The sequence below is a fragment of the Cedecea lapagei genome, from assembly GCF_900635955.1.
GTDB lineage: Bacteria > Pseudomonadota > Gammaproteobacteria > Enterobacterales > Enterobacteriaceae > Cedecea > Cedecea lapagei.
The window spans coordinates 640234-655110 of record NZ_LR134201.1 but is presented as its reverse complement, the minus strand read 5'-3'; the positions used below and the strand labels follow the sequence as shown (position 1 = coordinate 655110).

Annotated in this window: 13 protein-coding genes and 1 pseudogene; 4 read left to right on the top strand and 10 right to left on the bottom strand. The window is 54.2% G+C overall.

The window, feature by feature from the left end:
- Nucleotide 1 precedes the first annotated feature (1 nt).
- From EL098_RS03340 to wzz(fepE), 3 genes are all read right to left on the bottom strand, one after another.
- Complete coding sequence (locus EL098_RS03340; protein WP_126354761.1) at nucleotides 2–1168, bottom strand: MFS transporter; 1167 nt, start codon at nucleotides 1166–1168, stop codon at nucleotides 2–4.
- Between the two features lie 203 nt (nucleotides 1169–1371).
- Complete coding sequence (locus EL098_RS03335) at nucleotides 1372–2070, bottom strand: aspartate/glutamate racemase (protein WP_126354759.1); 699 nt, start codon at nucleotides 2068–2070, stop codon at nucleotides 1372–1374.
- A 93-nt stretch (nucleotides 2071–2163) separates the two neighbouring features.
- On the bottom strand, nucleotides 2164–3285 hold the full coding sequence (gene wzz(fepE), locus EL098_RS03330) for an LPS O-antigen length regulator Wzz(fepE) (RefSeq protein WP_126354757.1): 1122 nt from the start codon (nucleotides 3283–3285) through the stop codon (nucleotides 2164–2166).
- Between the two features lie 368 nt (nucleotides 3286–3653).
- Here wzz(fepE) and EL098_RS03325 point away from each other — a divergent pair.
- Nucleotides 3654–3869 (top strand): annotated as a pseudogene (locus EL098_RS03325) (aldehyde dehydrogenase family protein); the annotation flags it as partial.
- Nucleotides 3870–3966: 97 nt separating this feature from the next.
- Here EL098_RS03325 and EL098_RS03320 read toward each other — a convergent pair.
- From EL098_RS03320 to EL098_RS03295, 6 genes are all read right to left on the bottom strand, one after another.
- Entirely contained in the window at nucleotides 3967–4644 is a 678-nt protein-coding gene (locus EL098_RS03320) for an NAD-dependent epimerase/dehydratase family protein (protein ID WP_126354755.1), read from the bottom strand.
- 57 nt (nucleotides 4645–4701) lie between these two features.
- Nucleotides 4702–5622, bottom strand: coding sequence for an SDR family NAD(P)-dependent oxidoreductase (locus EL098_RS03315; RefSeq protein ID WP_126354753.1), 921 nt, complete (start codon nucleotides 5620–5622; stop codon nucleotides 4702–4704).
- 101 nt (nucleotides 5623–5723) lie between these two features.
- The gene (locus EL098_RS03310) at nucleotides 5724–6293 is read right to left on the bottom strand and encodes a TetR/AcrR family transcriptional regulator (RefSeq protein ID WP_126354751.1); all 570 of its coding nucleotides are present in this window, start codon (nucleotides 6291–6293) and stop codon (nucleotides 5724–5726) included.
- A gap of 103 nt (nucleotides 6294–6396) precedes the next feature.
- Nucleotides 6397–7248, bottom strand: coding sequence for an SDR family NAD(P)-dependent oxidoreductase (locus tag EL098_RS03305; protein WP_126354749.1), 852 nt, complete (start codon nucleotides 7246–7248; stop codon nucleotides 6397–6399).
- Between the two features lie 244 nt (nucleotides 7249–7492).
- Entirely contained in the window at nucleotides 7493–9043 is a 1551-nt protein-coding gene (locus EL098_RS03300) for a methyl-accepting chemotaxis protein (protein WP_126354747.1), read from the bottom strand.
- A 269-nt stretch (nucleotides 9044–9312) separates the two neighbouring features.
- Nucleotides 9313–10476 (bottom strand): methyl-accepting chemotaxis protein, encoded by a 1164-nt coding sequence (locus EL098_RS03295; RefSeq protein ID WP_126354745.1) that lies wholly within the window; start codon nucleotides 10474–10476, stop codon nucleotides 9313–9315.
- 273 nt (nucleotides 10477–10749) lie between these two features.
- Here EL098_RS03295 and EL098_RS03290 point away from each other — a divergent pair, with 273 nt between their 5' ends.
- Genes EL098_RS03290 through EL098_RS03280 form a run of 3 tightly spaced genes read left to right on the top strand, consistent with a single transcriptional unit; the run spans nucleotide 10750 to nucleotide 13893 of the window.
- On the top strand, nucleotides 10750–11307 hold the full coding sequence (locus EL098_RS03290; RefSeq protein ID WP_126354743.1) for a winged helix-turn-helix transcriptional regulator: 558 nt from the start codon (nucleotides 10750–10752) through the stop codon (nucleotides 11305–11307).
- Entirely contained in the window at nucleotides 11291–12334 is a 1044-nt protein-coding gene (locus tag EL098_RS03285; RefSeq protein WP_126354741.1) for an HlyD family secretion protein, read from the top strand. Before EL098_RS03290 ends, EL098_RS03285 begins: the two co-directional genes overlap by 17 nt.
- Nucleotides 12331–13893: a DHA2 family efflux MFS transporter permease subunit gene (locus EL098_RS03280; RefSeq protein WP_126354739.1), complete on the top strand. Its 1563-nt coding sequence runs from the start codon at nucleotides 12331–12333 to the stop codon at nucleotides 13891–13893. The genes EL098_RS03285 and EL098_RS03280 overlap by 4 nt, the downstream gene beginning before the upstream one ends.
- A gap of 67 nt (nucleotides 13894–13960) precedes the next feature.
- Here the strand turns inward: EL098_RS03280 and EL098_RS03275 are convergent, their stop codons facing one another.
- Complete coding sequence (locus EL098_RS03275; protein WP_126354737.1) at nucleotides 13961–14854, bottom strand: LysR substrate-binding domain-containing protein; 894 nt, start codon at nucleotides 14852–14854, stop codon at nucleotides 13961–13963.
- Between the last annotated feature and the right edge of the window lie 23 nt (nucleotides 14855–14877).

The window sequence follows — 14877 nt, the reverse complement described above, 5'->3', positions numbered from 1 at the left end:
CTTACTGCTCCGTCAGCGGCTGCTGGTGGCCGGAGCCGTTACTGAAGTTAATCAGGCAGAGTATCAGCCCGATGACCGCCAGCCCGGCTGCGGCAACCGGCACCGCCGTCAGGCCGAAGCCGCGTTCAATCACCGTGCCGCCGACCCAGGCGCCCAGCGCATTGCCTACGTTAAAGGCGGCAATATTGAGCGTGGAGACCAGATTTGGCGCTTCTTTGCCATGCAGCACTACGTTGATTTGCAGCGCAGGCACCGTCGCAAACGCCGCCATCGCCCACAGGAACAGCGTGATTTCCGCAAGCCATGCGCCCTGGCTGGTCCAGCGGAACAGCAGTGAGAAGACCGCAATCAGGCTAAAGCTAAGGATCAGGCTGAACGACACGCGCCAGTCCGCCAGCCGCCCGCCCAGAATATTGCCCACCGTCAGCCCGGCGCCGATCAGGAACAACGTCCAGCTCACCCCTTGTGGCGTAATCCCGGTTATCTGCAACAGCAGCGGCGCGACGTAGCTAAACAGGGCAAACATCGCCGCAGAGAAGAACACGGTCATGCTGAGCGACAGCCAGAGCTTGCCGTGGGCCAGCGCTTTGATTTCGCTTTTCAGATCCGTCGTTTCTTCGTCCTTCTGTGATGGCAGGCTGACCACCAGCGCCAGGAAGGCAATAACCCCGATAATGGCCACGCCCCAGAAGGTAGCCCGCCAGCCGTAAAGCTGCCCGAACCAGGTCCCAATCGGTACGCCAAGCACGTTAGCCAGCGTTAAGCCGGTGAACATCAGCGCAACCGCCGAGGCCTTGCGTCCGGCCGGTACCAGACTTGCCGCCACAACGGCGCCAATGCCAAAGAATGCACCGTGGCACAATGCCGTGATAACACGCGCAAGCATCAGGAAGTTGTAACTAAGCGCAAGGGCACACAGCAGATTACCGACGATAAAAATCACCATCAGCAAAATTAACGATAGCTTGCGCGGTAAACGAGCGGTCAGCAGCGCCATAATAGGTGCGCCAATGGCAACGCCCAGCGCATAGCCGCTGATAAGCCAGCCGGCGACGGGAATGGAGACATGAAGATCCCCCGCCACTTCGGGCAGCAGCCCCATAATAACAAACTCCGTCGTGCCGATGGCAAACGCACTCATTGCCAGCGCCAGCAAGGAAACAGGCATGGTATTACTCCCGGTACAAACATAATCAAAGGCCACTGCACAAAGCGATGGCCCGCAAGGCGAGGATTTCAGAGGGGCAGCTTTTTAGAATAATGTGCGCTGCATAACAAATTTATAACACATAAGCCGCCGGGCATGACCCGGCGCGGCGTGGGGATATGACAAAGAAGATATTTAATGAATTGATTTTAAATGGGAAAACATCACTCTTCACCGCACATAAAGCGAACTGCATCGGCGGCGTGGATCGCCGCCGTGTCAAACACCGGCAGCGGACAGTCCCGCTGGTCAAGCAGGAGACCAATTTCGGTACAGCCGAAAATAACCCCTTGTGCGCCAAGCTCCTGCAGCTCCTGAATAACCTGCTGGTAATAGCGCTTTGAGTCCGGGTTAACTATGCCCAGGCACAGCTCATCAAATATTATTTGGTTAATGCGCTGGCGCTGGGACACGTCAGGGATAATGGAACAGATGCCGAACTGCTCCTGCAGGCGGCCACGATAAAAGTCCTGCTCCATGGTGTAGCGAGTCCCCAGCAGAGCGACCTGGCTTGCCCCCTGGGCAGCAATCACCCGCCCGGTGGCGTCGGCAATGTGCAGAAACGGCAGCGAGCAGCGAGCTTCAATCTGCTCTGCCACTTTGTGCATTGTGTTGGTGCAAAGTACTATCCCTTCGGCACCGGCCTTCTGCAGCCCGATAGCCGCGTCGGCCAGCATCTCGCCCGCTCTGTCCCACTCGCCTGAGGACTGGCAGGCTTCAATCTCATGAAAATCGACGCTGTGCAGCACAATTTTGGCCGAGTGCAGACCGCCAAGGCGCTGCTTGATCCCTTCATTGATTAACCGGTAGTAGGGAACAGTCGATTCCCAGCTCATTCCACCCAGCAGTCCAATCGTTTTCATCGCTCACCTCTCTGTCGTTTCCCCGGTTATAACCCGTATTTCGGCAATAAAAAAGCCTCCACAGGGGAGGCTTAAGCAGGCAAAGAATCAGGTTTAAATTATTTCTAGCGTTTTCTTCCTGCCGGAAACGGCATTACGAAGCAGCACGAAGCCGCTGGCAGCAATCAGGCCAATCAACGCGGCCAATACCACAACGATGGATTTTCCCGGCCCCTCTTTTTTCATCGGCAGGGAAGGGTTCATCTGATAGCGGAACGGCTGGAAGTCAACGTCGTTAACCTTAACCTCCGACAGCTTAGTTAAATAGTACTCACGGTTTTGAACGCTGGCGTTTAATTCCGCAACGTCTTTAAGGGAAGATTCAATCTTCAGCTTTTCAGCGAGCCCGTCAGCACCCAGCGCAACCGAGTAGTCAGGATCGTCTTTAACCGCCTGGCCATTGCTGTATACCGGCTTTTTAATTCCCGCCGCGTTGGCCACTTCCAGCGAGTAACCCAGCCGCTGGATATTCACTTTATGCTGATTCTCGAGATTTATCTTATCCAGCTGAAGCTTATCTTTCTCTACCGCGCTTTTTAATTCAAGGGCGTAGCGTAAGTTCTGAACAACATCCTGATTAACCCGCTGGGCGACAAAGCGGATATAGCCGCTGAGCACCTCTTGACTCTCTTCCGGATTAGGTCCCGTAAAGCTTAGAGACCACGAAGTATAGGGTGTGGCGTCCGTCAGTTTAGGATCGGCATTATTTACCGCCTTAAATTTTGCTGACGTTTCCTGAATCGCGCGATGCAATTTGCTGTTATCACCGGCGTCGGCGGCATTAGCCAGCTTTTTGACATACTCAGAATTTGCCAGATATTCTTCGCGCAGCGCCTGCGAATCAAAGTCTTTAAGGAAGTTTTGATAGACGTGCTCGGCGTCGACGTTGTTTGCCACATCCAGCACCGTCAGTTCAACCATCGCGCGGCGAAGCTCAATGAGCTGCGAGGCTTCAGGTGGCGTCACGACGGCCCGGCTTGACCATTTTTGAGGCAGCAGGAAGCTCACCATCAGTCCAGCAAAAGCGGCTGCCGCCGTGAGAGAAATGATCGTTTTCTTGGCCGTGTAAAGCGTGCCCAACAGATTAATCAAATCAATTTCCTGATTCGATCCATTCACCACAGGAAAAGCACGGACCTCTTCCAGCGGGGCATTTTTTAATTCGATTGCGGACATGTTAACCAACTCATAAATAGATGCCAGGCAAAATAATACCGACAGGGAACAAATGGATTGAACACAGAGCTAAATAACAACAAAATAACTACTGATATTTAACACCATACATTCATCGGACGAGCATGGTTTCAGGAAGAAAAACTTCCTCTCATTATTCCCAAGAATAATCTTAAAAACAACCACCCAATATTGAGGTTTGTTTTTTTTTCAGAAATAAAAATGAGATCAAACTCACTTTTCCTGACTGTCGCACTGGCGTACAACAAGATTTTGTTCTCAACGCCTTAGCGGATGAAGAGCTTTAGAGAGGAAAAGCGGCGGGAGCTCCCGCTTACCCTGGGGGATCTCAAGCCAGTAGCCGTTGTGGGCCGCTGGCGGCCTGTTTCCGCTTTAGCGATGAACTGGAGGCTATCGAACGCGCCAACGGCACGCATTTTGGCCTTGCTGACTATCCCTACACTCGCGATCTGGCCCGGGCTTTCGGCGGCGTGAAGGAGTCCGGCCTCGGTCGCGAAGGCTCCGACTGCGGGCTGGAAGAGTATCTGGAAACCAAGTACGTGAACCTGGGCGGACTGTTGTAGATGGAAAACGTCCAGGCTGCATCCTGTACGCTGACGGCAAAATGCCCGGCAAACGCCGGGCATACTTAACGCCGGTTAATCGTCTTCGTTGCCAGGCTCAGCGGTGACGATCTGCGCAGGCGACAATATCCGGCTTGGTCATAACTGTTTTTTCCACGCCGAAACGCGTGATGTTCAGCATCGCATTGCCAATGTCGATGATAGATAAAAATCGCTTTCCGGTTGTGGCACTGATAAGACGCATGACCGGGGCAACAACGGTATATAAAAGGCGATAAGCCGGGGTTCGGGACTGCACTTCTGGCGTGGGCAAAATAAACGCCGGCCGGAAAATAGCAGCGCGGCCGGGAAACAGCGTCAGCAATTTGTTTTCCACTTCGCCACGTACCCGAGCCCACATCTGCGAACTCTTTCCGCTGCTGTCTGCGCCAGCGCCGGAGACATAAACAAACTTCATCTGCGGACTGCGGGCTTTAAGCTGCTCCGCAACCCGTAGCGTCATGTCGTAAGTTACGCGTCGATAGACTGCCTCACTGACGCCGGATGAACTCATGCCGGCGCAGAAGAAGCACGCATCAACATCGTCGAACACCGGGTCCGCTGCGTCAAAATCCAGCAGGTCACCGTTCACCACGTAACGAATACGCGGGTCGTGCTCACCTTCAGGCTGCTTTCTGACGAGCAGAATAATGTCGCTCACGTCTTTTGCCGCAAGGCTTGCCAGCAGTACGCCCTGTCCGACCATGCCGCCGGAACCTACAATCACAATTTTCATGCGCATCTCTTGCCGAAGTTTTGGTTGCAGGCCACCTGTCTGGCGGCCTGTCTGCTATCAATTTAGTAGATCTTCTGTCAGATCCCATAGCCGTGAGGCGTTGGCTTGATCCAGCGCCCAACCAGCAACCACTGAAAACTCGGTCATGCGGTCTCCGCTGGTATGGGTAATCAGCTCAGCCTCGTTACAGTCGGCGAAATAGCGACCGCCAACGCCCTCGAGCTCAGGCAGCGTTGCGACCACAATTGACGTGGCGGCTCCCTGCTGGGCGCTTTTCCACAAGTGCTCCGGCACCGGCAGCTCGCCGGAGTGCCGCTGCAGATTGGATTTAATCGCACCGGGCATGACCGCGTTAACGAAAATGCCATCCTCCTTCCAGCGACGAGAAGCCTCCACGGCGAACAGCACCATTGCCGATTTCGACTGCCCGTACGCCGTCCATGGATCGTAAGGACGAATATGGTAGTGAATATCGTCGAACACTACCGGGCTAAAGTGATGGCCGCTGGAGCTCACGACAACCACCCTTGCGCCTCCAGCTTTTTTAAGCGCCCCATGCAGCCCCCTGGTTAACGCAAAATGGCCAAGATAGTTGGTAGCAAACTGCGCTTCCCAGCCTTCCGGGGTTCGGGTTTCCGGCATCGCCATTACGCCCGCATTATTAATTAGAATATGCAAAACACCGGACCATGAAGAAATAAAGTCGGCAATGGAATCTCTGTTAGTGAGGTCCAAATAGGCAACATGGACATTATTATTCCCGGTGCTGTGAATAATATCTTCAGCGGCCTGCTTACCGGCCTCAATATTCCTGACCGCCAGCGTAACCTCAGCGCCTGCGCTAGCCAGCGCTCTTGCCGTTTCCAGGCCGATGCCTGATGCCGCGCCGGTCACCACGGCACGCTTACCGCTAAGATCCTGACCTTTGATAACTTCATTTGCCGTACTATTAAAATTAAACTGTGTTTTAATCTTCATATTTAATTACTCTAAAATTTATAAAAAGGCGTAGTAAAGAGCTGGCAGTAAATAAACCGCCGACTCTTTTAGCTATATTCAGGGGGGTGAACTATTAACGTTTAGACCGTAATAGCGCGCCACATCATAGTAAAACCAAGCTGCAGCAATTTTTCTTTGTCTGCCGGGTTTCTGATAATTTGCTCGCTGGTGGCGTCAGAAATATTTTGAATAATGGCATAGATAAACGATTTGCAATCGGTGGCAAAGAGCGACTGCTTTATGGCCTCATCAAACATTTTATCCGCCTGATTCAGCGCCTCTGGCGTCCTGGCAAGCGTTTCAGGCGTAAGCAGATCCGACACCGTCAGCAGCCTGAGCACCTGCTTTCCATCCGGATTTTTCAGCGACCATTCCGTGTAGCCTCGCCAGATGTGCATAATCTGCGTGCGAAAATCGGCGTCTCTCGGATAGCCGTTCACCAGCAGGTCAGACATATCCTGCTTCAGCATTAAATAGACTTCGTTCAGCAGCTGCTCTTTGGTGGCGAAGTAGGTAAACAACGTGCCTACCGCCACTTCAGCGCGTTTAGCAATGCTGGCCGTTGTAGCCGACAAACCGCTCTCCGCAATAATCGCCACCGCGGCATTCAGAAGTGCCGCCTGTTTTTGCGGGCTTAGGGGTCTTGCCATTCCAGCGTCTCCGGGGTTAATAAAATCTCCGCATAGTGTAATTGATTTAGCCAATGGATTTTTGGCTTTGCTCCCGCTAAGACAAACGGCGGGAGCAAAAATATTACTCGGGAATAAACCCGGTTTTGCCTTCGATGACCACGGAGACGGAGACCGCTTTCTGCTCTTTCAGAGACTGCAGGCTCTTCTCGTAGCTGCCTTTAAGGATCTGGAAAGCATCCGCACCCAGCACGGTTCTCAGCGGCGGCTCTGCCTGCTGGCTCAGGGTATAGATGGCATCAGCCATTTTTTGCGGGTCGCCTGCGTTACTCTCTTCGCCGTGTTCGGCAATCCAGCGACGCAGCTGGCCAACGGTACCGTTTTTGTAGGCTTCGGATTCTTCAGTCCAGCGCACGTTCGCCTGGAAGTTCGTTTTAATGGAGCCGGGCTCGATGATTTGCACCTTGATATTGAACTCCGCCACTTCCTGCGCCGTGCTTTCAGCGAACCCTTCAAGGCCATATTTCGCCGCATGATAGAACGCCCCACCCGGGAAGGCGACGCGGCCGCCCATGCTGGTGATATAGATCAGCCGTCCTTGTTTTTTAGCGCGTAACGCTGGCAGGAATGCACGGGTAATATGAACAGGAGAGAGCAGGTTCAGGGCAAACTGGTGCTCAATTTCCTCTTCGGTGAACTCTTCCATCGCACCGATTATCGCCCCGCCGGCATTGTTAACGATGACATCGCTATCGGCGTGTTTTTTAGCGATAGCAGGCAGGCTGGCATAGTCGGTGACATCCAGTTTTTCGATGATAAGCTGCGCGGCAAACTGTTGCTGCAGCTCGGCCAAAGCGGCAGGGTTACGCACCGCGGCCACAACGGTATTGCCAGCCTCCAGCACACGACGTGTCAGCGCCAGGCCCAGGCCACCGGATGCTCCGGTAATAAACCACTTTTCAGTTTTAGACGTCATCTTTGTATCCTTGGTTGATAAGCTCGGCGCATGGCCTGGCGGTTATTGAAAGTGTTTGTCATGGTGAACCATTAAATGACTGACCACTCACTCAATTATAGAGCTGGCGATTTAATTTGCAATACGCAGAGATAAAATTTATCTAAGGATTAACCGGAGATGAGAAGAAAAATCAGGGTTATCAAACAAATAAATGATTTTTTAATTCTTAAAAGGGGCGTTCTCCTGCCCCTGTCGGAAAAGACTAGGCGCTATGCAGCGTAAAAGCTCGAATCCCGTTAATCAGCATACCGGATTGCTCTTTCAGAGAACCGCTGGCTGCGGAAGACTCTTCCACCAAAGAGGCGTTCTGCTGGGTCGTCGTGTCAATTTGCCCCATCGCGGCGTTGATTTGAGCAATGCCGTCGCTTTGCTCGTTACTCGCCCGGGCGATCTCATCTACCAGCTGCTGAACGCGAACAACGTTTTCGACGATTTCCTGCATACCCGCATCGGCCTGGGTAACTAACTTGCGGCCATCGGTGATTTTGCTCACCGAGGCGCTGATTATTTCGCGGATTTCCTTTGCCGATGCCGAGCTTCTTTGCGCCAGCGTGCGTACTTCTCCTGCAACTACCGCAAAACCACGGCCCTGTTCCCCCGCTCGCGCGGCCTCTACGGCGGCGTTCAGCGCCAGAATATTGGTCTGGAATGCGATGCCTTCAATGGCCGAGATAATGTCGGTCATCTTTGTGGCAGCCTCGTGGATATCGCCCATTGCATCGGCAACAACGTGCATACGCTCGCTGTTTGCCTTGACCATTTCTCCCGACTCGTTAAATAGCGCATTGACCCGGTGGGCATTGCTGGCGGTACTTTTGATGGTCGAGGTTAACTGCTCCAGCGTCGCTGCGGTCTGCTCAACGCTGGCGGCCTGCTCTTCGGTGCGCGAGGCGAGATCCTGATTGCCGGCATCGATCTCATCCGCCGCCATCGCTATGCTTTCCGCTCCAGCGCTGACGTTGCGGACGGTAACCCCCAAAGAGGCAATCATCTCTTTGAGCGACTGCATGAGCTGGCCCAGTTCATCCCGCGAATGAACGTGAACATCCGCTGTCAGATCGCCTTCCGCCACCCTGCCCGCAACGCTCACCGCCTCTTTTAGCGGACGAGTAATGCTGGCGGTTATGTACCAGGCCGTCGTCGCCCCCAGAACCAGGCCCAATGAAACCAACAGCAGCACCAGCAGTTGATTGTTACGTGAGGTTTTCTGAATACGGGCGTGAGTGTCATCGATAAGCTGCTTCTGGAAATCCAGTAACGCCTGTAAAGCCTGCCGATACTCTTCACTTATCGGGATAAACCGTTCCGATATGTAGGTATCCATCTCCTGATGTTCACCGCGCTCAGCTCTTGCTAATCCCTCAGTGCGTACCTGCAGATATTTCTCTCTCACCGGGAGAAGATTCGCCAAAAGATGCTTACCTGTATCAAGCACGATCAACGAGCTCAGCTGCGACTGCACTCGGGTCGTTACCGCTGAGTTTTGTGCGATGCTGGCCAGCAGTTTTTGGCGCAGAGCCGTGTTTTCCGTTCCCATTGCGGCTATCGCGTTACCGCTGCTCTTGTCGACCTGGGCCAGCCACTCCTCAACCAGCCGCTCTTTCTGCAGATGCTGATCGATCATTTCATCAACGGCATGCACGTTAGCCCGGCTAAATAAACTGGCACCCACGCCCATCAGAATCATCAGAAACAGCACCAGGAAAAAACCGCCGCTCAGCCTTACGCCTACCCGCATATTGCTTATTTTCACTCTCGCTCCTTAGAAATACCTGTCCTGGAGTTAACGCCCAACGGTTGATGCAGGTGTTAACGAATAGCGTTGTTTGCCGCCACGCTGAAAACAGATATCGGAGATAATTTTTATTTCTGCAGGCAAAAACCAGGGGGGTGTGGTCGATAAATCGGCATATCAGGATAAAAGCATTTTCGGATGTGATATTGATCACAGCCAGTCACTCAAAATAATAGAGCCCTGAACACTCCTGCTCAGGGCTTTTATCGTTCGGTCACTCTAAACGATTAAAATGTCTGCCAGTGTTCCGCTTCCCTTTTTAGCAATCTCTTTGCTGCAGCCGGCGACGGTAATATCCTCCTGGCTTCATCACTTTCGCCAAGCTGCAGTCCGCTGGTTCTTTTTTCCAGTTCGAAGACCTGTTTATTCAGCACTTCGGAAGATCCGGCCAGCTCCTCAACGACCGCAACGTTGCCCTGGGTCACCTTTTCCAGCTCGGAGAGTGCCGTAGTAATTTGCTGGATGCCTTTCTCCTGCTCGCTGGTGGAGATAAAAATATGGCCCATCAGCGCATCGATATTTTCTGAACCGGAAACAATATCCTTCATGTTTTTTTCCGCTTCGCAGACCAGGCTCGCCCCCTGCAAAACATTTTGATTGGTGATATCAATCAGTGACTTAATGCTCCTGGCAGACTCTGAGCTTTTATGCGCCAGATTTCTGACTTCGCCGGCCACTACCGCAAACCCTTTACCGTGCTCCCCGGCCCGCGCGGCTTCTACCGCGGCATTCAGCGCCAGAATATTGGTCTGGAAGGCAATGCTGTCGATGATGGTGATAATTTCCGTCATCTTGTTTGCGCAGTCGGTGATCGACGTCATGTTGCTGGTGAGCTTCTGCATCAGGTCGCTGCCGTGGTTAGCCGAGCGGTGGGCGCCGCCGGTAATATCGCTTAGCTCGCGAGTGCTGTCGGCGTTATTTTTTGTCCCGGCGGAGATCTGCTCCATGCTGGACGCCGTCTGAATAAGCATCGCAGACTGCTGCTCGGTTTTAACCGAAAGCGTTGCGCTTTGATGCGCCAGACTTTCTGACAGTGATTTCGCCGACAGGGAGGATTTGCGGATATCCATGACCAGCGTAGTAATTTCGGCCGAAAGCGTATTTATACCGGGGATTAATCGTCCGGCACAATTATTTCCAAACTCAGGAATATTTATCGACAGATTACCCGAGTTAATTTCATCGATGCTCCGCTTAACATTATTGATTGGCCGTACAAGATATATCGTCATATACGTCCAGAGGGTTGAGAGTATCAGCACCCATGCAATATTAAGCATGGCTAAAAGGATAATATTTGCAGATAAAACAAAGGCCAAAATATCAACAATTAAAAATGACATGGCCAGAAAAAGAGCAATAACGCTGCGAACGCTTGCATTCTTAAGCATAGGTAAGCCTGTAAATGGGTCGGGCGGGTATATTATTTTTTACCTGGATTAATAGAAAATCCATTTTATAAAACAAATGAGCGTTAAATATCGACTTAAAGCAATTAAAAAGATGTTTAAACCGCACTTTTCCTTTAAGGACGAACTCTTTCTGAATATATCCGCGGGCTTACGGCGGAGGCAGGGCGCAGGAGCCATAGCTTTAGTGACTTGCATTTTGAAAGTTACTATGCCAATTTGTTGGCAGATGATAACCCGCAACCGGATCGATCCATGAAAAACGAACCTCTCTGCAGCGCGCCCTGCCCCATTGCCCGCAGCCTGGGCCGCATCGGCGACAGCTGGAGCATTATGATCCTCAGGGATGCATTAGCCGGTTTCACCCGCTTTGATGAGTTCCAGAAGAGCAGCAACGTGGCCCCCAATATTCTCTCACGTCGCCTGAAGGAGCTGGTCGACGACGGTTTGCTGGAGAAAGTTTGTTACAGCAGTGCGCCACCGCGCTACGAGTACCACCTTACTCAACGTGGTCGCGACTTCCGCATGGTGCTGCTGGCGCTGGCTGAATGGGGAAACCGCCACTTCGCCCCCGAAGGGCGGCAGATGCAATTGGTTGAAAGCGAAACCCAACGCCCCGTGGAACCCATCCTCGCAGATAAAGAGACCGGAGAGCCGATTGTTCCGGGGAAATACACCATGGTACCCGGCCCTGCGGCCTCACCAATGATGAAGTACCGCCATGACTATCTGCGGCGTAAACATGCCGGAGACGCCGGGCTTAAATTCCAGCCAGAACCGTACAGAGATGCCAGCCATGAATCCGGCCAATAAGAAAAAGTTGATCACGCTGGCCGTGCTGGGCGCAGCGCTGTTAGCGGCCGCGGGCTATGGCGCCTGGTGGTGGCACAGCGGGCGCTTTATACAGTCCACCGATGACGCCTATATTGGCGGCGATATCAGCGCAATTTCGACCAAAGTATCCGGGTACATCCAGCAAATTGCTGTGCAGGACAACACGGCGGTGAAGAAAGGCGACCTGCTGATCCGCATTGACGATCGCGACTACCAGGCTGCGCTGGCTAAAGCCCAGGGCGAGGTGGCCGCTCAACAGGCTGCGCTGGCGGATATAGCCGCAACGCGCCAGCTGCAGCAGGCCACGATACAGGGCTCAACAGCCTCCGTTGCCGCCGCTGCCGCCGCGACGGAGAAGTCAGCGAACGACACTCGCCGCTATAACGCGCTGGAAGCCTCAAGCGCAATTTCAGCCCAGATTCGCGACAACGCCTCTGCAGATTATCGCCGTGCGCGGGCCGAACAGAGCAAGGCCCAGGCTGACAGAGCTGTGGCACAGCGCCAGCTGGCCGTGCTGGATGCCAGAGAAAAACAAACCCAGGCCGCGCTGGAGCAGGCACAGGCTAATCTGGCCATGGCGAAGCTGAATCTCAGCTATACCGAAATCCGCGCGCCGTTCGACGGCGTCATCGGCAACCGCCGTGCATGGTCGGGCTCTTTCGTCACCAGCGGCACGCAGCTGCTCTCGCTGGTGCCTTCGCACGGGCTGTGGGTAGATGCCAACTTCAAAGAGAATCAGCTTGAGCATATGCGAGCCGGTTTACCGGTGACAGTGGTCGCCGACGTGCTGCCAAACCGTACGTTTAAAGGACACGTCGCCAGCGTCTCTCCGGCTACCGGCTCCCGCTTTAGCATTCTCCCGGCGGAAAACGCGACGGGCAACTTCACCAAAATCGTCCAGCGAGTCCCGGTTCGCATTGCGCTGGAAGGTGATGGGGCAAAACTGGATGTCCTTCGTCCGGGGCTGTCGGTCATTGTGACCGTCGATCAAAAGAGCACACGATGAGCACCGCCCAGGCAGCACCAATGCCGCAGGGAATATCTATGCCAACGGCAAAAAAGATTTTTGCTTTTGCCAGCATGTGCGTAGGCATGTTTATTGCGCTGATTGATATCCAGATAGTTTCCGCCTCGCTGCGGGACATCGGCGGCGGCCTTTCGGCGGGGGATGATGAAACCGTCTGGGTGCAGACCAGCTATCTGATCGCCGAGATCATTATTATTCCGCTCTCCGGCTGGCTCTCAAGGGTGATGTCGACCCGTTGGCTGTTTGCCGCCTCTGCGGCGGGTTTCACGCTCATGAGCCTGCTTTGCGGCTGGGCGTGGAACATTCAAAGCATGATTGCCTTTCGAGCTCTACAGGGGCTGGCGGGCGGCTCGATGATCCCGCTGGTGTTTACCACCGCCTTCGCCTTCTTCCAGGGCAAGCAGCGAGTTATTGCCGCCGCAACCATCGGCGGTCTGGCCTCACTGGCGCCGACGCTTGGCCCAACCGTGGGCGGTTGGATCACCGAAAACTTCAACTGGCACTGGCTATTCTTTATCAACGTGATCCCCGGAATTTATATCGCCGTTGCCGTCCCGCTGCTGGTAAAGGTAGATACCCCAGATTTCTCCCTGCTGCGCGGCGCGGACTACCTCAGCATTTTGCTGCTGGCGGCTTCACTTGGGTGCCTGGAATATACGCTGGAAGAGGGCCCGCGCTGGGGCTGGTTTGACGATGGCACCCTCGCCACTACCGGCTGGATAGCGCTGCTTTGCGGTATCGCCTTTATCATTCGTACCCTGCGCCATGCGCAGCCGGTGATGGATTTACGGGCGCTGAAGGACAGAACCTTTAGCCTGGGCTGCTACTTCTCGTTTATGGCCGGGGTGGGCATTTTTGCCACCATCTATTTAACCCCGCTGTACCTCGGCAGCGTACGCGGGTTTAGCGCTCTGGAAATCGGCCTTGCCGTATTTTCTACTGGCCTGTTCCAGGTGATGTCGATCCCGTTTTATTCCTGGCTGGCAAACCGCGTTGATCTGCGCTGGCTGTTAATGGCCGGGCTTATTGGCTTTGCCATTTCCATGTACAGCTTTGTGCCGATTACCCACGACTGGGGCGGCGATCAGCTACTGCTCCCGCAAGCCTTTCGTGGGCTTGCGCAGCAGTTTGCGGTAGCGCCGACCGTGACGTTAACGTTGGGCAGCCTGCCGCCTGCCAGACTTAAACTTGCCTCCGGCCTGTTCAATTTGATGCGTAACCTGGGCGGGGCTATCGGCATCGCGCTGTGCGGCACGGTGCTGAATAACAGAACCAATCTGCATTACAGCCGCCTGGCCGACCATCTCAATACCGCTAATCTGGCAATGACAGACTTCATCCAACACAGCGCTGCAGGCCTGGCAGCCCAAGGGTTGTCGCCAGACGCCGCCACGACCGGGGCGCTAAAAAACCTCTCTGCCCTGGCGTTAAGAGAGGCAAGGACGCAGGCATTTTCGGATGCCTTTTATCTGATCATGGTAGGTTTTTTGCTTGCGGCGATGCTGGTGCCGTTAATGAAAAAACCGCAGGCGCACTGATAATTTAAGGAGGATATGGAGACCGTCATCCCGGCACTCTCCCAGGAAGGGAGAGTTAGAGGCGAGGCTACTCTTTAGCCTCAAATTCCAGCTGCAGCCACGCCTTCACCTGCTGCACATCCTCTCTCCTGGCCTTATCGCGGCTGCTAACAAAGTAATAATTCGCGCCCGGCAGCGCGCCCGGCAGAGCAATATGCAATAGCCCCTGCTGTAACGCACGGCGAACCAGCAGTTCGCTTGCCAGCAAAACCCCCTGCCCGGCAATGGCGGCCTGAATCGCATGCGTCTCATCGTCAAAGCGAATACCGCTCTGCACGTCCAAATCCTCAGGCCCAAATACTGATTTCCAGTGCTGCCAGCTGGGCTCCGGGCTGGGCACGTGGCGGTTATCAATATGAAAGAGCGTCATCCCAGGCAGATCTTTCAAACTCCTGAGCTTCAGCTGCGGGCTGCCCACCAGCACAAATCTGTCTCTGTGCAACAGCGTGCTGTCGAGAGATTCATCGGCCTGCATGCTGTAGCGCACGGCGCAGTCCGCCATGGTGCCGTTGAGATCCGCCAACGCCACGTTGCTATGAAAGCGCAGCTCCAGCGAAGGATGAAGCTGATGCAAAGAGGGCAAACGCGGCACCAGCCAGTTAGTCAGGAAGTTCGAGGTAGTGCTGAGCGTGAGCGTGCCTGGCCGGGACAGCGTCTCAATGGACTCAACGGCGTCCCGGAGCGTGGCGAAGATCCCCCCGGAAGCACGAAATAGAATCTCCCCCGCCGGGGTAAGCGCCACGCCGCGAGCTGAGCGGGTGAACAACCGCTGGTCCAGCGACTCTTCCAGAAGGCGGATCTGGTGGCTGATGGCGGTGGGCGTGACACCAATTTCATCAGCAGCCGCTTTAAAACTGGCGTGGCGGGCGACGGCATCAAAAGCGCGAATGGCCAATAGCGGCGGGAGTCGACGATTCTTCATGAGTGAATTTAACTCATCCTTTG